The following is an 18,964-nucleotide window of genomic DNA, read 5'->3' on the forward strand; positions in this document are numbered from 1 at the left end:
CTCCGCGAGGTCGCCCTACCCGCGTCGCATCAGCGGCGAGGGGAACGAGGACGTGGGACGGTGGTCGCCAAGCCAGTCGGTGAGTTCGGCGGCGCGGGCATTCAACGACGCGACGGCGTCCGCAGAAAGGTCCTCGAGGGGAACCACGCGGACGCCGTTGTCGTCGAGGACCCAGCCGCCGACGATCCGACCGTCCCACCACGCGGTCTGCCCGCCATTTCCGTTGCGATCAAACAGTTCTGGCGCGTGCTCTCCGAGGTAAAAGTCACGTTCCTTCCAACCCATCGTCGCCGGATCAAGGGTCGGAAGCAGCAGGGCTCGAGGTTCGACGGCGTCGACCGCGCCGTCGAGCAGTGGATCGTCGGCTAGCAGGTAGCCAACCCCGTTCGACAGGTCCGCCTCCCGCACGTCAAGTGCCGCTAGTGCCTTGCGGACCGCAGACTTTGTGGTTCCGAGCCACCACACCAAATCGGTTTCCGTCCCCGGCCCGTATTGCCGCAGCCACCGCTCCACTAGCGCAATATGGCCCGCATGCGGCTCGACGTGCGGCAACGGCTCGCCGAGCCAGGTCGCCATTGCCGTCCACGACGGACGCGACCGATGCCACGCCGCGTCGTTCGGTCCGCGGACCACCTCGCCCGCTGCGGCCATGAAGTTCAACATTCGCGGCAGCAACGGCGACAGCCCGCCATACGATTTCCCTGGGCTGATCATCACTTCAATGTCGAAGTCCGGCAACCGCTTCCGTAGTTCTGAAGCGGAGAACGCGGCACCGTCGCCGAACTCGGCGAGGACCGCATCGTGGGCCGCAACCAACCAGGCTTCGGGGTCAGACACGTCGTCGGATCGCCGCAGGTCGCGCAGCATGTTGGTCCGCTCCGACGCCGCCACGCGCGACCCAACTGCACCGACGGCTTCGGCCAACACCGGCCGCGACATCACAAACAGCGTCCGCCGCATGGCGAGTTGCTTCACCACCGCCCGGTCCCGATACAGCGCGGCCTCCACGGGCTCGGGACCGTCGGCGATACCGCGCGCCCACGCCGAGAGGTGCACCGTGGACGGGATCGTCGCATGCAGTCCGACCACCGCGTCGGCCACCTCGATCACGCTGTGCCCGGTGGTGTCGTCGAGGAGCAGTCGCTGCTGCAGGGCGGCGCGACGCTGGTCGTCAGTGATGACGGGTCGGTCCGTCACGGTTGGTCCTTCGCAAACACAGCCTCGATCTCGACGACTTGCCCCGGATACGGCAGAGCGGTAACGCCGACGACAATTGCCGGTGGCGTGTGCCCGGCAAAGGTAGCGTCGGCAGTTCGCCAGATCGTGCCAAGCACCTCGGCGTCGGAAGTCGCCACATAGACCGTGACCTTGATCAGAGCGGAGCGGAGCGAAGCGTGATCGCCGAGCAGAATGTCCAAGCATTCAATGGCGCGCACGGTCTGCGCGACGGGATCGTCGGCGCCCACAATGCGACCGTCGTCGTCGAGCGGCGAGAGCCCGGCCGTGTAGACGAGCGATCCCGCGGAAACCTCGGCACCGTGGGCGAATCCGCCGTCGTGCAAGCCCGGCGAGGTGAAGCGGTGGACGGTCATCGGAAGCTCAGCACTTCGTCGCCCCACGCCCGCAGGATGTGGTCGTCGAGGCCGTCGACCGGCGTATCTTCGGTACCGCCGATTAGGAGCGAACTGTGTCGTTGTGGCACGTAGGCCTCCCATGTCGCATCGTCCCCGCCAGTGTTCGGATCGCCTTCTGCGGCAAACCCGAGCCAGCGGTACTGCATCCGTCGTCGCACCTGTTCTCCCGTCGCTCGACCCCCCAACGCGTACATCGGGTCACGCTTTGTGGATGCCGGATTTCCCCACACGTATGGCACCTCCGTGGCGTGCGCCGCGCCGTAACCGAGAAGGCGCAGAATCGGTGTCGCCCAATCAAATCGGTACAGATACACCGGAGCAACCTGGGCGTGCGATTCGGCAATCCACACCGCAGGCATTCGGAACCCGATGTCGCGGGAAATGGCCATACTCCGCACCCCCGACGGCACGTGCTGATACGACGAATCCAAATGATCGGGTTCGGGAACCCGCAGGCCGGGCCGCTCGGCGCTGATGAGCGTGAACATCGCGTCCACGCCCTGGTTCTTGACCGGCAACAGCGGTGTCGACATCCACCGGAACAGTGATGTCTCATGCCGATTGGTACCGATCAGAAGCGGAATACGGTGCGCTTCACCGGTGACGATGGCCTCCAGCGGATCCAGTGGAACCAGATCGCCGTCGACCACCGGAGCGAACGCGATCGTTCCCGGGAACCGGTTCGGTACCAGGTTAAAGACGGTCGACGATGCGTTCACCAAGTTGAGCGCAGGCGTTGATCGCAACACCTCGGAACTGACATACTCGCGCGGCAACTCGGCGAGCAGCATATTGGCATACCGCTGGCCACGCTCGGCGTCGTAAACCGTGGTCGCCGGAGAACTCTGCGCAATCGCCTTGTGGAACAACCCTTTTGCCGCTGGGGAAGCCAACAGGGTGGTCACGATGCCCGCACCCGCGGACTCACCAAAAAGGGTCACGTTGGCAGGGTCGCCGCCAAAGCCAGCGATGTTGTCCCGGACCCACGCCAGCGCGGCAATCACGTCAGAGAGCCCGCAGTTCGCCTGAAACTGTTCCCCTCCCGACGACATATGTCGCAGGTCCGCGAACCCGAACGCCCCGAGGCGGTAGTTCAACGTGACGATGATGGTCGGCGTTCCGCGCGCCACCGACGATTGCACCAGCGAACCGGGGTCGTACAGCGGTTGCGAACCGGAGCCGCACAGGTACGCGCCTCCGTACACCCACACCATTACGGGTAGTCGTGCCTGGGAGCCAGCCACATCGCGGGGTGTGCCCACGTTGAGATAAAGGCAATCCTCGTTCGCGAAAGCATCGGGACCCAGATCGATCACTTGCATGACCGGCTGCGGGCAAACCGGCGAATAGTTCCGCGCATCAACAACTTCCGAGCGCTCCCGGGGAGGCTGCGCGTGCCGCCACCGAAGTCGACCTACCGGGGGTGCGGCGTAAGCGACGCCCAGCCACAGGTCGGCCGCCGCGGTGCTGGTGCCGCGTAGCGGGCCATAGTCGGTGTCGACGACGTGATCAGCATCAGTCACACGTTCATCTTGCCGGGAATAGGCTCATCGCGCACCTGAGGACTCCCGCATGTCACCGCTGAGAAGTAGCATGGCGCGCATGGATTCATTGCCGCTGATCATGGACGAAGACCCCTACTTCGAACCGACAGAAATCGCACTCCCCGAAGGCATCCTGGTCGCGACCATGGAGTTCCCCGAAGTGAGACTCGATGGGCTTCACGAAATCTTCGACGGTCACTTTCACGAGATCGCTCAGGCCGGCCCGATCGGCCCCGGTTTCGCCATTTACCGCGGCGATATCAGCGACGAATTCGACCTCATCATCGGCTTCCCCGTGGCCGCCCCCGCTGAGGTCGAAGGTGTCGAGACGTCGATCTTCCCAAGCGGTCGCGCCGTCATCATGTCGCACCTCGGCGGCTTCGACGGCCTCGGTTCGGCGTGGGAAAACCTGACCGAGAAGCATTTCGCGGCTGGCGGCGAGGCGCCGCTGGCGGCTATCGAGATCTATGTGACCGATCCCAGCGTCGTCGATCATCACGACCTGCGGACCGACCTTCTACTGTTGCTCCCCGAATGAGTGCCATCGTTTCGGGTCTGCCGCTCGTCGACCCAGCCAAGGGCCTGCGCCCCGCCAACCGCGCTTACGCCGCTGTATTGCGGACGCCGGTCGGGCGGTGGGCGTCGATCAACGTGGCACCGCGTATCGACCCAACCTTGCTCAAGCTCAGTGGCGGCAAAGTGAGCTCGGGGATGGTGCTGCCGACCGCGCTCCTCACCACCATCGGCGCCAAGAGCGGCGCCGAGCGCGTCGTCCCTGTCTTGTACTTCCACGACACCGACGGCGGTGGTACCGACGTCATCATCATCGCGTCCAGCTACGGCCGAGATAAGCATCCGGCCTGGTACCACAACATTCGCGCGCACCCCAGGGTGCAAATCAGCAAGGCTGGCGGTGGCGAGTGGCGCACCGCGAGCATCGTCGAAGACCCCGCCGAGCAGCAGCGACTGTGGGCCATGGCCGACACCGTGTTCCCGCTGTACGCCAACTATCGGGAACGTGCGGCTGCGGTAGATCGGACCATACCGCTGATCCGAATCAGCCAGCAGTGAGCAACTTCGCGCCGGTCGGCGACCTGACGTTCTGTTACGACGAGTTCGGCAATCCCGCAGACCCGGCGGTTCTGCTCATCATGGGACTCGGTGCCCAAATGGTGTTCTGGCGGCCGGAATTCTGCGAGCAAATAGCAGCACACGGATACCGCGTGATTCGCTTCGACAACCGCGATATCGGACTGTCGTCGAAGATCGACGACGCCTCGCCCGGCAGCGGGCTACTGCCCGTGAAACTGCTGCGGTACTTCATCGGGCAAGCCGTGCCGGGCAGCCCGTACACGCTCGTCGACATGGCCGACGACGCCATCGGGGTCCTCGATCACCTCGGTGTCGACCGCGCACACATTGTTGGCGCGTCGATGGGCGGAATGATCGCGCAGGTGGTAGGAGCCAATCATGCCGACCGCGTGCTGTCGGACACGATCATCATGTCGAGCAACAATCGGGCCTTCCTGCCGCCGCCCGGACCAAAGCAACTCCTTGCCCTTCTGAAGCGTCCGCCGCGTAGCGCGGACAGGGACCGGATTATCGCGACCTCGATGGCCACCGGTCGCATTATTGGGTCGCAGTCATTGCCCGCCGACCCGACGGTGGCTCGCGAGCACGCCGCCGAGTACTACGACCGCAACTATTACCTGCCCGGGTTCGCCCGACAGTTCGCCGCGATCATGGGGACAGGCAGCCTTGTCTCGTTCAATAGGCGGATTACCGCACCGACTTTGGTGATGCACGGCAGCGAAGACAAACTGATGCGCGGTTCGGCGTCCAAGGCGGTTGTCGCCACCGTCCCCGGTGCCCGCTACACCGAAATCAAAGGCATGGGCCATGACCTCCCCCGTCCGCTATGGGATCGGATCATTCGAGAGTTGACGACACATTTCGCTGGGTAGAAAAACTGTTTCCGCTACTCGACGATGATCTTGCCCATGGCACCGCGGTCGCCGTCGAACATCCGGTGGTTGAGGAACGTGTAGGTGCCGGGTTCGGTGAAGGTGAGTTCCACGAAGCCGCCTTCAGCTGGGAGTAGGCCGAGGGCCTGCGAGCCACCGCTGAGGGGGTTGTTGGGCTGCAGTAGGTAGGCACCCTCTTTGTAGACGGTGTCGAATTGACTGCCAATCACGTGGAACGACAGCGGTTCGTTGGGACCGGCGTCGAGCACCCACATGCGGATGCGGTCGCCAACCTTGGCCCGCAGCGGTCGGAAGACGTACTGGTTGGCGTAGCCGTTAAACATCACCAGGTCAGGAATGCCGGTGGCGACCTTGTCGGCGTTGATCGGTGCTCCGTCCGGCCCCAGGTACCACTCGGACTGGGTCATCAAATACTCGGCGGCAACGGGTGCGAGGCCCGGCGGATCGATGACGACGGCACCGAACATTCCGGCCGCCAAATGCACGGGCATCGGGGCGGTTGCGCAGTGATATAGCCAGATACCGGTGTGTTCAGCGCGGAAGCGGTAGACGAGGCGTTCACCCGGATTAATGTCGCGCATGTTCTTATCCGGCGACACCATGCCCGCGTGGAAATCGATGGAGTGGGCCATCGTGCCGTTGTTGACGAGGGTCACCTCAAAGACGTCACCGAGTTTGCCGCGAAGCGTGGGGCCCATGGTTCCGCCGTTGTACGTCCAACGTGTGGCCTTGGTGCCGGGCGCGATCTCGCCGGGCGCCTCGGTCACTTCAAAGGTGTACCTGTGGAGCGCACCGTCCGGCGCCGGTGACAGTTTGGGGTCGCGGGCAGTGAATTTGGGGCCGGGATCGCGCATCAGGTCGGTCTTGGCCGCAGGTCCCATCGCCCCGTGCTGCATGGGGTTGTCGGTGGTTTCGGGGTTGTCGGTGGTTTCGGGGTTGTCGGTGGTTTCGGGGTTGTCACCGCCCTCCACCTTGATGTGGAACACCATGCCCTGTTGACGGTGGCCCACGATAGAGCACCAGCCTTCAATGTTCCGTCCCACGACGCCGACATCGATGGTCCCGGACTTACCCGGCGCCAAGCGGCCTGTCGACCCACCGGTGGCCAAGACCATGTCATGCACCATCGTGTCTTTGTTGGTCACCTTGATGACCAGCCGGTTTCCGGCGGGGACCGTTACCGTCTCCGGGGTAAACCGCATGCCGACGGCATCAACCTGGACGGTTGTCGTTTCGCCCGTCGGTGTCGCTGTGCCTGCCGCATCTTCAACGGCAGTGCCCCCACCCCCGAGGGCGACGCCCACCGACAGGACGAGAGCCAACGCGGTCGCCGCAGCCACCGCCTGTAGTCCGCGCTGCGGCTGCGATTTCGTCACCGCGCCCCGAGGCCCGTCAGGCTGGTCGGCTGCCCCGTCAGTGTGCTCGGCTGCCCCGTTCTGCTGCTCCGCGGCGGCGCGACGAACCGTCATCGCCGCCCGGGCACTGAGAATCATGATCGGCAAGAACAGGATGTACGCCAGCATCACCAGCGACGACAACGCCACCTTGACCCAGCTACCCAACGGCAACAGCCACAACACCAGGCCACCATTGATGACGAGTACCCGCCACAGCCACCATTTGTCCATGCCGGCCTTGCCCGCGGCGGTCACCTCGCCGCCGCCCATCATGGTCGGCAACAGATGGCTCATGACGCCGAGCAGTAACTGTCCCGCGAAGCCCGCGAGGAACCAGACGGTCAGCAACGTGATGCGCGAGGCTTCGAACGGCCCCGTCACCATCACGGTCGCGTAGGCGATTAACGACCCCAGCAACCACACCAGGGCGGCAGTGATCGACGCCGACGAGTACGACGACGGCGGCCGTCGAAGAAGTACGGGCACAAACGGGACGGTCACGATGAGCCATCCGACGAGGTAAATCCCGACCCCCACGGCGGCAACCACCGGTTGGTTCGTGAGCGCACCAGCGCAGATCACGGCGATGCCCGCAGGCAATACCGCTAACGCGATCGGGCGCCGGCTCAGGTCCACTTCGGTGTCGCCGAGCATGCGCGGGAACATGATCATCAGCACGCCCGCGGCCGCCAAACCGAGGAAGCCGAGAATGTTGAGGGCCTGGTGCGTGACAAGATATCCGGCTTGCTCGGGGTCGGCGAAACCGTAAGCGAGGGCAACGCCGAAGCCTGCGCCAAAGGGCAGCATCGCGGCCGATGCGACAAAGAACCAGACGCTGATCGCGTTGGTGGCCGGGCCTTCACCGTTCTCCGCGCGACTGCGCTGCGCCTCACGAATCAACTGGGCCAACGCAAGGGCATGCCAGGCAACCACCGTGCCAATAAGCACCGCCCCGACCAGCGTGACAGGCCACCACGTGCCCAGCATGCCGATGATCGTGACGATCAAACCTGCGTTGGCGGTATAGATCCGCGCCAACTGTGGCGCGCGACGTTCCGGCGGGAGGTGATAGCCGAGGAACCGTTCGGCGAGCGTCTGCGACCACAACAGAATCGAGTTCACAACCAGACCGATCGTGAAGATATGCACGATCAACCAGCGGGAACTCGGGATCGCCCAGTGCGCGAGACCAACCACGATGAGCACCACCATCCAGACGCGCACGGGCATCCCCGCACGACGGTGCCAGCTCATTCCGCGACGGTCGTTTGTGGTGGTCACGGGCCTAATAATACGTTCCAAACGCCCGGTGAGACCCCCGGGGCGATGCGTATCACGTCCGATATTGGCGCTTTTGGCCACAAAAAGGCCGCCGGGCCAAATGACCCGGCGGCCAGCGGAGCCCCCTGTCAGGATTGAACTGACGACCGCTCGCTTACAAGGCGAGTGCTCTACCACTGAGCTAAGGAGGCCTGCCGCGGAAGTATATAGGCTCACTGCCGAAGCCGAAAAACCAAGCCGAGAGGAAGCGCGGTGCAACTGAAGGCAGCGTTCCGCAAGGGGCTCGATCGCATCCTGGGCGATGCGACGGCGACGATCGACACGATCGAGCCGGGCAGCATCGTCGTCGCACCGCGAAAACCCATTGCGCTCGACGATGAAGCAGCCATCACCGAAGTCCTCGACCTGGCCGCTCGCATCGGCGCCGTCCTCCTCGATTCCGGTACCGGTGCCATCGACACGCGCAGCCAGATCGAGTTTGTCGCTGGCATCTTTGGCCTCGACGATGTGGAGGTCGACGTCACGTTCAACACCATCTTGGTGAGCGCGCGCCGCGGCCCCACGCTTCCGCCGATCACCACGGTCCGTACCGTCCACTACCGGTCACTCGACTTCACCCGACTCGCACACATCGACCGCCTCGTCCGACGGATCCGACAACTCGCGATCACCCCCGGCACCGCGCACCGGATCGTCGACGGCATCACCGCCTCGCCGCACCCTTACCCGTACTGGTTCGCCACTCTCTCGTGGGGCCTGATGGCTCTGGGCATCTCGATCCTGTTGGGTGGCACCGCGCTCGTCGGCACCACGAGCTTCCTCACCACCATCGTTATTGTCTCGCTCAATCGGATCCTCGCCCGCATCGGAACGCCCATCTTCTTCCAGCAGGTCCTCGGCGGTTTCATTGCCGTCTTACCGGCCGCCGGGCTCTATCACTGGCGCGAGGAACTCGACATTGTCTTCGCGCCGTCACAGGTCATCGCGGCGGGGATCGTGGTCCTGCTATCCGGGCTGAGCCTGGTGGGTTCGGTGCAAGACGCCATCACCGGTGCGCCACTCACCGGTACGGCCCGATTCTCGGAGGTCGTCTTGATGACCGGCGGGATTCTTGCCGGTGTGGGTTTGGCCATCAGCCTCGTGGAGGCAATGGGTGTCACGCTCCCGGGACTGAGCACCACGTCGCCGTTCGGTCGGGCCGATGTGATCTCGAGCCTCCTCGGCGGTGCCATGGCGGCAGGCGCGTTCGCTGCCGCCAGCTATGCCGAACGTCGCGCCATCCCCGTCGCACTGGGCGCCGGAATGTTGGCCACCGGCGTCGTGACCGGACTGGCGTACACGGCCGCAGGACCCATCGTCGCCAGCGCGTGCGCGTCGGTGGTTGTGGGCCTCGTCGGTGGTCTCGCCGCCCGCCGCGCACTGGTGCCTCCGCTCGTCGTCGCCGTCGCGGGTATCGCCCCACTACTTCCCGGCCTCGCCATGTATCGCGGCCTGTACGGCGTGATGAGTCAGCAGACCATCGCCGGTTTTCGCGAGCTGGCGACAGCCATCACGATCGGCTGCTCCATCGCAGCGGGCGTCACCCTCGGCGAGTTCATTGCGCGCAAACTCAAACGCCCGCATCTGCCGGTGTCACTCGTCCGCGGTCGCGCCACCGGAACCGACGCTAAATACTTGGGCTTGACCCTCCCGCGGCGTAAGCCTGGACGCTGGAACACATGACGGCGAACGACGCAACGAGCGGCAAGTCGATGGCTACGGACGAAACGTGGACTGTCGGACGGCTGGCCGAAATGACCGGTGTCACGGTGCGCACCTTGCATCACTACGACGACATTGGCTTACTTTCCCCCACCACCCGCAGTTCGGCCGGCTATCGGCTCTACACGCGGGCCGACGTCGACCGACTCCAAGCGATCGTGGTCTATCGACGCCTTGAGATGCCGCTCGATCAAATCGCCGCGCTGCTCGGCGGAAGCGACGATCCCGTCGCCGCACTTCGCAAGCAGCGCGATGCCGTCATATCCCGGCTCGGCGAGTTGACCGAACTCGTCGACGCCATCGACCGAGCAGTGGAGAGACACATGAACAACCAACCCGCGACCGACGCCGACATGCGCGAAATCTTTGGCGACGCCTTCAACGACGAGTACCAAGCCGAAGCCCAAGACCGGTGGGGGCAAACCGACGCGTGGCAGCAGTCCGCCAAGCGCACCACCAAGTACACGAAGTCGGACTGGGCGGATATCAGATCTGAGACGGATGCGATTAATGCCGCCTTTGTTGCCGCCTTGCAGGCCGGACTCCCCGCCGACAGCGCCGCCGCCACCGACGCGGCAGAACGCGCGCGACTGCAGATCAATGACCATTTCTACGACTGCAGTCACGAGTTCCACACGTGCCTCGGCGAAATGTATGTAGCGGACCCGCGCTTCACCGCAACCTACGAAAAGCTCGCACCCGGTCTGGCCCAATACGTCCGTGACGCGATCGTCGCGAACGCGGACAAGCACAACTGAATGGCTCGGGTAGAATTTCGGCCATGGCAGCACCAAAGACAACCGACATCGTTGACGATGAAGACCTGGAGCCGGTAGCCGACGAGACCGCGCACCAGGCCCGTCGCGTCGTGGCGGCATATGCAAACGACGCCGAAGAAGGCCGGATGCTCCTCTCGATGCTGGGTATCGCGCCAGGCGAGTCCGCCTGATTCGATGACCTCGCCTGACGGGCACCCTGCGGCGGGTGCGGATTTCGTTGTCGTCGCAAATCGGCTTCCAGTTGATAAGCGTGTCCAACCGGACGGGAGTATCGTCTGGAGTCGATCACCGGGTGGCTTAGTCACCGCACTAACGCCGACGCTCGCGACCCGGTCCGGGGCTTGGGTTGGCTGGTCGGGCAGTACGTCGGACCCCGACGATCCAACTCCCGATCAGCCGCAGATCGAGGGCATCGATCTGCGCGCGGTTCCCCTCAGCGATGCCGAGGTCGTCGACTATTACGAGGGCTTCTCGAACGCCACCCTATGGCCGCTGTACCACGACGTTCTCGTGAAGCCCGAGTTCCGTCGCGACTGGTGGGACACCTACGTCCGAGTTAATCGACGGTTTGCCGAAGCCGCGTCGAAGGCCGCCGCGCCGGGCGCGATGGTGTGGGTGCAGGACTACCAGTTGCAGTTGGTGCCCGCGATGCTCCGCGAACTGCGGCCCGATCTGCGCATCGGCTTTTTCCTTCACATCCCGTTCCCGCCGCCGGAGTTGTTTAGCCAACTCCCATGGCGCACCGAGCTTCTCAAGGGCCTCCTCGGTGCCGACCTCATCGGCTTTCACCTGCCCGGCGGTGCCGAGAACTTCCTGACCCTCTCGCGCCGACTTCTCGGCGCGGCTGCCTCCCGTGATCCGGTTGGGGTGCGGACCGATTTCGGCACCGTCAAGTACGACGATCGGACCGTGCAGGTTGGGTCGTTCCCCATCTCCATTGATTCGGCGAATGTGGCCGCGGCCGCAGCGAGCGTTGCCGACCGGGCAGCGGAGATTCGCGCCGAACTCGGCAACCCGGAGGTGTTGCTACTGGGCGTCGACCGCCTCGACTACACGAAGGGCATCGACGTTCGCCTCGCTGGCCTGGACCGCCTCTTTGCCGCTGGCCGACTGGATCCGTCTAAGACGATGCTGGTGCAGCTGGCGAGCCCGAGCCGCGAGCGCGTCGACAGTTACATCGATATCCGCAATCGGATTGAGCAGACGGTCGGGCACATCAACGGCACGCACGGCACCGCCGACCGTCCCCCGGTGCGCTACCTGTTGAAGCCGATCCCCCGCAACGAACTGCTCGCCTATTTCCGGGCCGCCGACGTGATGCTGGTGACGCCGTTGCGCGACGGCATGAACTTGGTCGCCAAAGAATACTTGGCGTCCCGCGACGACCTCGGCGGTGCGCTGGTGCTCAGTGAGTTCACTGGTGCCGCAGCCGAACTCGTCGACAGCTACCTGTTAAATCCGTACGACGAAGCCAGCGTCGACGACGCCATCGCTGGCGCCGCGACCGATCCCGTCGACGTGCGCCGAGAACGGATGGCAAAGTTGCACGCCCAGGTGATGGACAACGACGTCGACCAGTGGGCCAACAGTTTCCTTGCCACCTTGGCTGGTCCGGCGTGAGCGAGACGGTGCTCGACGAGGCGTTGGTCGCGGCGCTCGAAGCCTTCTCTTCGAAACCGCGCGTCTTGGTCGCTTCAGATTTTGACGGCTGCGTCTCGCCGATCGTCTCCCGCCCGGCGGACGCCCGGCCAAATCCGCGGTCGATGGCGGCGCTGGAGACGGCCGCTGTGTCCCCGCAGACCTATGCCGCGCTAGTTTCCGGACGTGCCCGCGTCGACCTGCAGTCGCTGTCCGGGGCGAGTGGAAACATCACGCTCGTCGGCAGTCACGGTGCCGAGTTCGCTGACGGTTTCGAGTCGGCAATCAGCGTCGAGCAGGAAGCACTGCTGGCGCGGATTGTCTCGGAGTTCACGTCGATCAGTGCCCGATTCCCCGGCACGTCGGTGGAACGCAAGCCCGCGAGCGTCACCTTGCACACCCGGATGGCCTCGCGCGACGACGCTGTCGCCGCCCTTCACTTGGCGGAGAATGGCCCCGCAACGTGGGATGGCGTGCACGTGATGAACGGCAAGATGGTTATCGAGTTGGCGGTCGTCGAGACCAGCAAGGGTCACGCTCTTGACCGTCTGCGCGGAACGCTCGGCGTTGACGCCGTCATCTATCTCGGCGATGACGTCACCGACGAGAAGGCTTTCGCTCACCTGCGCCAGGGTGATGTGGGTGTGAAGGTCGGCGAAGGTCCGACCGCCGCCGAGTTCCGCGTCCCCGACCCCGACGGCGTCGCCGCCGTCTTAGAGTTCGTCACCGCGCTGCGGCAGTAGCTCCGCGCCCACCCCCGCCTCCCGTTCTCGCATGATGCGTCGATTCCCGCACTATGTCTGACATAGTGCGGGAATCGACGCATCATGCGAGAACGACCAAGGGCGCGGGGGCAGGCGGGTACGACTACGCCCCGACGACGGCGAGCGGATCGGCGTAGACGGCGGACAGGGCGACGGCGACAGCGGATGCTTCGGGGACCTGAACACCGAACGACGTCGGCATGATTTCTGGCGGCCGCGGCAGCAGCGTCGCCGCTGTGAAGGCCGCCTGAACCGGAGCGAGCCCATGCTGGTGCGCCGAAAACGCCTCGCCAGCCACCACGATCTCGTCGGGATTCAACACGTCGCGCATCACGGCAACAGCTTCGCCGAGGACGCGCGCACGATCGTCCGCGACCACTCCGGCAGTGTCATCCACACCCAAACGCGCGGCGGCAGCTTTGGTCGCCGCCGTACCAATCACCGACTGCAGCGGGGCCACCGGGTCGTCGGCGAAAATTCCTGCGCGCACCGGCAATCCGGCAATTACGCCCGCACCACGCGCTGGCTGATGGACCTCACCGTCGACGATCAACGCCATGCCGACCGTCTCACGGGCATAGAAAAACAAGCTCGAACCGGTGCGCTGCAACGACGACGACAGCAACAGTTCCGCCGCCGCCATCGCCTGCACATGTTCGGCCACCGACACGTTGACACCCAACGCCGCATGCAGTCGGGCACCGAGCGGCTGTCGTTCCCAGTTCAGAATCTTGTGGTCGACGACGCCGGTCGCATCGTCAACGACCCCACCGATGGCGGCGCCTGCCCACAGGACGCGTCGGCCCGAGAAGCGGGCAGCGAGCTCGGCGAGCAGCGCACACAGTCGGTCGACGGCCACGGCAGCGTCAGCGTCGGCCAACTCTTTGGTGCGGATCGCATGACTGTAAAGCATGCGGCCACCGAGGTCGGCGACCACCAGCGCCGTCCGCCTCGCACCAACATGCATACCCGCAACACAGAACTGGTCGCGGTCGAGGGTCAGCGGCACTTTGGGGCGACCGACCCCGGAATGCCCGAGCAAGTCCGGGCGTTCGATCACCAAGCCGCACTCTAAGAGCGCGTTGACCTGCCGGTTCACGGTTGCCGCCGACAGTTTGGTGTCGGCGACAAGCTGATCGCGGGTCGCCGGAGCGCCCACCCGGACAGCGTTTAACACCGCGGCGGCCGGGCCGGACCCGAAATGGAGTGGGGCGGCGACAACACCGCTGACGGACATAACTCGAACCTATCAGCAGCCAAGTGTCGCCGATCACCGTGCTCGCTACAGTGTTCATATGAATAACCCCGGCGGATCAGTCAACAGCAACGGCAAGATCGCAGTCGTCACCGGCGCGAGTTCAGGCATCGGTGCCGCGGCGGCACGCGCCCTCGCCCGCGACGGGTTCACCGTCGTTCTCGGGGCCCGCCGCATCGACCGCATTGAGGCCCTCGCTGACGAGATCGGCGGTCGTGCCATGTATTTGGATGTGACTGACGCGGCTTCCGTCGATCGGTTCACCGCGACCCTCGACGAAGTGCACGTCCTCGTCAACAATGCGGGCGGCGCCAAGGGGTTGGCTCCGGTGTCGGAGGCGAATCTGGAGGACTGGCGTTGGATGTGGGAGACCAACGTCGTCGGCACCCTACGCGTCACCAAAGCCCTACTGCCCAAGTTGGAAGCTTCGGGCGACGGCCTCATCATCACGATCACGTCGACTGCCGCGCTGGAGGTTTACGACGGCGGTGCGGGCTACGCTTCCGCCAAGCACGCCCAAGGAGTTCTGCACCGGACGCTGCGACTGGAGTTGATTGGTAAGCCGATTCGCCTCACCGAGATTTGCCCGGGCATGGTCGAAACGGAATTCTCCCTCGTCCGCTTCGACGGCGACGCCGACCGCGCCGACGCCGTCTACGAGGGCCTGCAGCCGATGGTGGCCGACGACATCGCCGAGCTCATCTCGTTCACCGCGTCGCGGCCATCGCACGTAAACCTCGACCAGATCGTGGTGCGCCCCCGCGACCAAGCGACCTCTCGCCGCAACATCAAGACCGGCTAGGCCGCCGGCGCCCCACCCAGCAAATCGCGGTACTCGTCGGCGAAATCTGGGGCGATCAACGCCCGCAACGAAAGCTCCAACTGCGCCCGGATGTAGCCCTCAATGTCGAGTGTGCGCTCGAAATACCAGTGCTTGAGGGCCCACGCGTGCGCCAAGAGCAGCAGGTTGTAGGCGACGAGATCGGGGTGCCGAGCTACCAGTCGCCCATCGGCCATACCGTCGGCGATGGCCTGTTGCATTGGTTCGATGGTCGTAAGTTCCAGTGTCTTGATCTGCTGCCTGCCAGCCGAATCGAGGGCGTTACTTTCGCGGTACGTCAACAGCGCCGCGTGCCGACGCGAGTCGATCACTCGGCAGTAGGCACCGAACGCTGCCGCCATCTGCCGGACCGGATCCGATCCAGCCTCGGCGATTGCTTTCGGCACCTCGATTTCGAACTGGTTCAGCACGTCGATGATTACCGCGAGCAGGACATCGTCTTTGCTGCCGAAGTAGCGGTAGATCAAGCCGACACTGACACCGGCTTCCGCCGCAAGCGCCTGCATGGAGACCGCTTCCGAGCCGGTCTTCTCCATCAGCCGAGCAGCAGCGTCGAGCAGTTGTCGCGAGCGCTGCGCGGCGCGTGCTTCTCGCGCCGCGTGTCCTGGATCGAGTACCTCGGTCATTGGGCCCTTCCTGCAGTGGGTTCCACCCAACGGTAGATGAATGAATATTCATTTCGGTAATCAAAGCCCTTGACGGCCACCAATAATGAACGTAGGTTCAACTCAAATGAATATTCATTCATTCTGACACATCGGCCCCGCCAACCAAGGATGGTTCCCATGAATTTCTCCGACTACCAGCATCTTCTCTTCGAGCGCCGAGACAACGGCGTCCTCCTGGTCACCCTGAATCGCCCCGAAAAGTACAACGCCACCAACGAGACAATGCACGCCGAACTGGCCCGCGTTTTCCCAGAAATCTCGGCCGACCCACTCACCCGCGTCGCGGTAGTGACCGGTGCTGGCAAGGCATTCTCTGCGGGCGGTGATCTCGCGATGGTGCAAGCAATGGCGGGCGATCACGAACGCGTAGCCTCCATGCTCGACGAAATGAGCCGCCTCGTCTACGGGATCATCGACTGCAACAAGCCCATCGTCGCCGCCGTTAACGGTGTCGCCGTCGGCGCCGGGACCGTCGTCGCACTGCTGTCCGACATTTCAATCTGCGCCGCCGATGCGAAGATCGGCGACGGACACGTCAAATTGGGTGTTGCCGCAGGCGATCATGCGGCCATCATGTGGCCACTACTGACCAGCATGGCCAAGGCCAAGTACTACCTGATGACCGGCGACATGATTACCGGCACCGAAGCCGAACGCATTGGCCTGGTCACGAAGGCCCTCCCCCGCGAAGACGTCCTCACCGAGGCGCTGCGCATCGCCGAAGTCATGGCGACGGGATCGCAGATGTCGATCCGCTACACCAAGAAGGCGCTCAACAACTGGATGCGCATGGCTGGCCCCATCTTCGACCAGTCGGCCGCCTACGAAATGCTCTGCTTCATGGCACCAGATGTCGTCGAAGGCTACACCGCACTGCAAGAAAAGCGCGCGCCCCAATTCCCTTCCGCCACCCCAACAGCCTGACCCCACCGCTCACTTCGTAAGGACCCACTCATGAGTACACCCGCCATTGCTGTTGTCACCGGTGCCGGATCCGGCATCGGCCGCGCGATCGCGCTGGCCCTGGCCGAACGCGGCGACACCGTCATTGCCGCCGATCTCGACGTCGCCGGTGCCACGGCCACCGCCGAGCAAGGTGCCGCCGGACGCATCCACCCGATGGCGGTCGACGTTGCCGACGCCGTGCAGGTGAACGCCCTCCGCGACCGTGTCAACGCCGAGGTCGGCATCCCCACCATCCTCGTCAACGCTGCCGGCTGGGATCGCACCGACCAATTCCTCAACGCCACCCCGGAGTTTGCGCAGAAGGTCGTGGCGATCAACTATTTGGGCCCGGTGTACATGAACAGCGCGTTCCTGCCGGGCATGGTGGAAGCTGGCACCGGTGGTCGAGTCGTCAACGTCGCAAGCGACGCAGGCCGCGTCGGCAGCGCGGGCGAAACCATCTACGCGGGAGCCAAAGGCGGCGTCATAGCCCTCACCAAATCCCTCGCCAGGGAAATGGCCCGCCACCAAATCAACGTCAACTGCGTCTGTCCCGGGCCCACCGACACACCACTGTTTCAGGCACAGGCCGACAAACTGAAAGAAGCGCTGGTCCGCGCCATCCCATTCCGCCGCCTCGCGCGTCCCGACGAGATCGCCGCGCCAGTGGTCTTCCTGTCATCCGATGCCGCCTCGTTCATTACCGGCCAGGTGATCAGCGCCAGCGGCGGCCTCACCATGGCTGGCTAAACCCAGCCACTGCGAAGGAGCCCCACCATGTCGTACAAATACGACGCTCGCGCCTACCGCGAATACTTCGAGCACGACTTCACCTACTTGAACGGCTTTCGCCGAAACGTTCACCGGTTCAGTAACCGACCTGCCATCCAGGTCGCGGAAACCGAGCAGGTCATCACCTACGCCGAACTGGGGGCCAGGGTCGATGCGCTCGCGGCCGGGCTCCTCGCAACCGGCCTCGCGCCCACCGATGTGGTGGCTTATCAACTGTTCAACGGCGTCGAATTTGCCGAACTGTACCTGGCGACCCAAGCCGCCGGGGTCGTCGGCGCACCGATGAACTTTCGACTCGCCGCAGGAGAGACGGCGTTCATCTTGGGCAGCACCACTCCCGCCGTCTTCGTCTACGACACCTCCCTCAACGAGGTCGTCGCCGCCGCACTGCAGCACACCTCCCACGTCCCCGCGGTCATTGTGGCCGTCGGCACCGGCGAACCCGTCACCGCGCCACCGGGAACCCAAGTGATTCGCTATCGCGACCTTCTCATCGAAGGCGCGGCCCCACCCGCACCCTCGCGCACCGTGTGGGACGAGACCACACGCCTCTTCACTTCCGGAACCACGGGCATGCCGAAGGCCGTACCGATGAACAGCATGATCGAGATCTTCAGCGCCCACGACGTCATCATGCATTTCCCGCTGTCGCCAGAAGACAAGACACTCAACATGACCCCGTGGTTTCACCGCGGTGGGCTCTACTGCGCCGGCCCCAATCCCACGTTCTACCTGGGCAGTTCCCTAGTGCCGATGGCGGCCTTCGACGCCGACCGCACTCTCGACCTTGTCGAGAAAACCGGTCTCACCTTCCTCATCGGTGCGCCAACCAACCTGGCCCTGCTGGCCCGCGCCCAGGAAGCCAAGCCACGCGACCTATCGTCGCTGAAGGGACTGGTCACCATGGGTGCGCCGCTCGAACGCGAAGCGGCACTGCATTACCAAGACATCCTCAACCCACGGATCTTCAACGGATACGGGAGCACAGAAGGGTTCTGGAACACCTTCCTACGACCGTCGGATCTTCCCGATATGGCGGGTACGGCAGGCCGCGCCTGCATCGACGACGACGTAGCGGTCGTTGCCGTCCACGACGGCGGTCTGGCCGACCCGAGCGACACCGTGCCCCGGGACGGGCAGAGCGTCGGAGAGGTCATCGTCCGGTCGCCGAAGGGCGCAGGCCAATACTTCGACAATCCAGCGCAGGACGCCGCAAAGTTCCGCGACGGCTGGCTCTACATCGGCGACCTCGCCACCTGGGACGAGCACGAGTTCGTGACGATCGTCGGGCGCAAAGACGACATGCTGCTGTCGGGCGGCGAAAACGTCCATCCGGTGCAAGTCGAAGAAGCCCTCAACTCCCACCCCGGGGTCGCAGATTCCTTAGTCGTCGGCGTGCCCGACGACGAGTGGGGCCAGCTGGTCGTGGCATACATCGTCCGCGCGGACGACACCGAACCGGTCACTGCCGCCGACCTCGATGAGCACTGCCACCATCACCCGATGCTGTCGTCATTCAAGCGCCCCCGCGCCTATCGCTTCGTCGAGCAGTTCCCGGTCTCGGCGACGGGCAAAAAGTTGCACTACCGGGCAACCGAACAAGCCCGGGACGACATGATCGCCGATCGTTTCCACACACCGTCGAGTAGCACTCAACTTCCCCAGGACTAGCGAGGATCC

At 64.4% G+C, this 18,964-nt stretch carries 18 protein-coding genes and 1 tRNA gene; 12 read left to right on the forward strand and 7 right to left on the reverse strand.

Annotated elements, in window-relative coordinates:
* Positions 1-15 precede the first annotated feature (15 nt).
* From AC1L34_RS11855 to AC1L34_RS11865, 3 genes are read right to left on the reverse strand one after another with little or no spacing between them, the layout of a single operon-like run.
* Positions 16-1,197 carry a winged helix DNA-binding domain-containing protein gene (locus AC1L34_RS11855; protein ID WP_480034802.1) on the reverse strand — a complete coding sequence of 394 codons (1,182 nt, stop codon included), beginning with the start codon at positions 1,195-1,197 and terminating at the stop codon, positions 16-18.
* On the reverse strand, positions 1,194-1,619 hold the full coding sequence (locus AC1L34_RS11860) for a RidA family protein (RefSeq protein ID WP_424293085.1): 426 nt from the start codon (positions 1,617-1,619) through the stop codon (positions 1,194-1,196). The genes AC1L34_RS11855 and AC1L34_RS11860 overlap by 4 nt, the downstream gene beginning before the upstream one ends.
* Positions 1,589-3,157: a carboxylesterase/lipase family protein gene (locus AC1L34_RS11865; protein ID WP_480034803.1), complete on the reverse strand. Its 1,569-nt coding sequence runs from the start codon at positions 3,155-3,157 to the stop codon at positions 1,589-1,591. Before AC1L34_RS11865 ends, AC1L34_RS11860 begins: the two co-directional genes overlap by 31 nt.
* 79 nt (positions 3,158-3,236) lie before the next feature.
* Here AC1L34_RS11865 and AC1L34_RS11870 point away from each other — a divergent pair, with 79 nt between their 5' ends.
* The 3 genes from AC1L34_RS11870 to AC1L34_RS11880 are packed head-to-tail and all read left to right on the forward strand — an operon-like array spanning position 3,237 to position 5,142.
* Entirely contained in the window at positions 3,237-3,716 is a 480-nt protein-coding gene (locus AC1L34_RS11870) for a GyrI-like domain-containing protein (RefSeq protein ID WP_424293087.1), read from the forward strand.
* Positions 3,713-4,249 carry a nitroreductase family deazaflavin-dependent oxidoreductase gene (locus AC1L34_RS11875; protein WP_424293088.1) on the forward strand — a complete coding sequence of 179 codons (537 nt, stop codon included), beginning with the start codon at positions 3,713-3,715 and terminating at the stop codon, positions 4,247-4,249. Before AC1L34_RS11870 ends, AC1L34_RS11875 begins: the two co-directional genes overlap by 4 nt.
* Complete coding sequence (locus AC1L34_RS11880; protein WP_424323033.1) at positions 4,246-5,142, forward strand: alpha/beta fold hydrolase; 897 nt, start codon at positions 4,246-4,248, stop codon at positions 5,140-5,142. Before AC1L34_RS11875 ends, AC1L34_RS11880 begins: the two co-directional genes overlap by 4 nt.
* A gap of 14 nt (positions 5,143-5,156) precedes the next feature.
* On the opposite strand, the gene AC1L34_RS11885 is transcribed toward AC1L34_RS11880, so the two are convergent.
* The gene (locus AC1L34_RS11885) at positions 5,157-7,841 is read right to left on the reverse strand and encodes a multicopper oxidase domain-containing protein (protein WP_480034804.1); all 2,685 of its coding nucleotides are present in this window, start codon (positions 7,839-7,841) and stop codon (positions 5,157-5,159) included.
* 119 nt (positions 7,842-7,960) lie between these two features.
* Positions 7,961-8,032 (reverse strand) — tRNA-Thr (locus tag AC1L34_RS11890).
* 67 nt (positions 8,033-8,099) lie between these two features.
* Here AC1L34_RS11890 and AC1L34_RS11895 point away from each other — a divergent pair.
* Genes AC1L34_RS11895 through otsB form a run of 5 tightly spaced genes read left to right on the forward strand, consistent with a single transcriptional unit; the run spans position 8,100 to position 12,762 of the window.
* A complete protein-coding gene (locus AC1L34_RS11895) occupies positions 8,100-9,563 on the forward strand; it encodes a threonine/serine exporter family protein (RefSeq protein ID WP_424323039.1) in 1,464 nt (487 codons plus the stop codon).
* Positions 9,560-10,360 carry a MerR family transcriptional regulator gene (locus AC1L34_RS11900; protein ID WP_424293091.1) on the forward strand — a complete coding sequence of 267 codons (801 nt, stop codon included), beginning with the start codon at positions 9,560-9,562 and terminating at the stop codon, positions 10,358-10,360. The genes AC1L34_RS11895 and AC1L34_RS11900 overlap by 4 nt, the downstream gene beginning before the upstream one ends.
* 23 nt (positions 10,361-10,383) lie before the next feature.
* Entirely contained in the window at positions 10,384-10,551 is a 168-nt protein-coding gene (locus AC1L34_RS11905) for a hypothetical protein (RefSeq protein ID WP_424293092.1), read from the forward strand.
* A 4-nt stretch (positions 10,552-10,555) separates the two neighbouring features.
* Complete coding sequence (locus tag AC1L34_RS11910; RefSeq protein ID WP_424293093.1) at positions 10,556-12,001, forward strand: alpha,alpha-trehalose-phosphate synthase (UDP-forming); 1,446 nt, start codon at positions 10,556-10,558, stop codon at positions 11,999-12,001.
* Positions 11,998-12,762, forward strand: a complete 765-nt coding sequence (gene otsB, locus AC1L34_RS11915; protein WP_424323032.1) for a trehalose-phosphatase — start codon at positions 11,998-12,000, stop codon at positions 12,760-12,762. The genes AC1L34_RS11910 and otsB overlap by 4 nt, the downstream gene beginning before the upstream one ends.
* Positions 12,763-12,886: 124 nt before the next feature.
* Here the strand turns inward: otsB and AC1L34_RS11920 are convergent, their stop codons facing one another.
* Complete coding sequence (locus tag AC1L34_RS11920) at positions 12,887-14,020, reverse strand: ROK family transcriptional regulator (RefSeq protein WP_424323892.1); 1,134 nt, start codon at positions 14,018-14,020, stop codon at positions 12,887-12,889.
* Between the two features lie 58 nt (positions 14,021-14,078).
* Here AC1L34_RS11920 and AC1L34_RS11925 point away from each other — a divergent pair, with 58 nt between their 5' ends.
* Positions 14,079-14,840, forward strand: coding sequence for an SDR family NAD(P)-dependent oxidoreductase (locus AC1L34_RS11925; protein ID WP_424323128.1), 762 nt, complete (start codon positions 14,079-14,081; stop codon positions 14,838-14,840).
* Here the strand turns inward: AC1L34_RS11925 and AC1L34_RS11930 are convergent.
* Positions 14,837-15,505, reverse strand: a complete 669-nt coding sequence (locus tag AC1L34_RS11930) for a TetR/AcrR family transcriptional regulator (RefSeq protein WP_424294627.1) — start codon at positions 15,503-15,505, stop codon at positions 14,837-14,839. The two genes, AC1L34_RS11925 and AC1L34_RS11930, sit on opposite strands and share 4 nt — an antisense overlap.
* 159 nt (positions 15,506-15,664) lie before the next feature.
* Between AC1L34_RS11930 and AC1L34_RS11935 the strand changes: the two genes are divergently transcribed.
* From AC1L34_RS11935 to AC1L34_RS11945, 3 genes are read left to right on the forward strand one after another with little or no spacing between them, the layout of a single operon-like run.
* On the forward strand, positions 15,665-16,471 hold the full coding sequence (locus AC1L34_RS11935; RefSeq protein WP_424323129.1) for an enoyl-CoA hydratase/isomerase family protein: 807 nt from the start codon (positions 15,665-15,667) through the stop codon (positions 16,469-16,471).
* 30 nt (positions 16,472-16,501) lie between these two features.
* Positions 16,502-17,242: an SDR family NAD(P)-dependent oxidoreductase gene (locus AC1L34_RS11940; protein WP_424294629.1), complete on the forward strand. Its 741-nt coding sequence runs from the start codon at positions 16,502-16,504 to the stop codon at positions 17,240-17,242.
* 27 nt (positions 17,243-17,269) lie between these two features.
* Positions 17,270-18,955: a class I adenylate-forming enzyme family protein gene (locus AC1L34_RS11945; RefSeq protein WP_424294630.1), complete on the forward strand. Its 1,686-nt coding sequence runs from the start codon at positions 17,270-17,272 to the stop codon at positions 18,953-18,955.
* Positions 18,956-18,964: the final 9 nt, after the last annotated feature.

It is taken from the genome of Gordonia sp. 34D (assembly GCF_056682775.1).

Coding starts and splice junctions, on each gene's coding strand:
- AC1L34_RS11870 (WP_424293087.1), top strand. CDS start 3,237: ATGGATTCATTGCCGCTGATCATGGACGAAGACCCCTACTTCGAACCG.
- AC1L34_RS11875 (WP_424293088.1), top strand. CDS start 3,713: ATGAGTGCCATCGTTTCGGGTCTGCCGCTCGTCGACCCAGCCAAGGGC.
- AC1L34_RS11900 (WP_424293091.1), top strand. CDS start 9,560: ATGACGGCGAACGACGCAACGAGCGGCAAGTCGATGGCTACGGACGAA.
- AC1L34_RS11905 (WP_424293092.1), top strand. CDS start 10,384: ATGGCAGCACCAAAGACAACCGACATCGTTGACGATGAAGACCTGGAG.
- AC1L34_RS11910 (WP_424293093.1), top strand. CDS start 10,556: ATGACCTCGCCTGACGGGCACCCTGCGGCGGGTGCGGATTTCGTTGTC.
- AC1L34_RS11920 (WP_424323892.1), bottom strand. CDS start 14,020: ATGTCCGTCAGCGGTGTTGTCGCCGCCCCACTCCATTTCGGGTCCGGC.
- AC1L34_RS11925 (WP_424323128.1), top strand. CDS start 14,079: ATGAATAACCCCGGCGGATCAGTCAACAGCAACGGCAAGATCGCAGTC.
- AC1L34_RS11930 (WP_424294627.1), bottom strand. CDS start 15,505: ATGACCGAGGTACTCGATCCAGGACACGCGGCGCGAGAAGCACGCGCC.
- AC1L34_RS11935 (WP_424323129.1), top strand. CDS start 15,665: ATGAATTTCTCCGACTACCAGCATCTTCTCTTCGAGCGCCGAGACAAC.
- AC1L34_RS11940 (WP_424294629.1), top strand. CDS start 16,502: ATGAGTACACCCGCCATTGCTGTTGTCACCGGTGCCGGATCCGGCATC.
- AC1L34_RS11945 (WP_424294630.1), top strand. CDS start 17,270: ATGTCGTACAAATACGACGCTCGCGCCTACCGCGAATACTTCGAGCAC.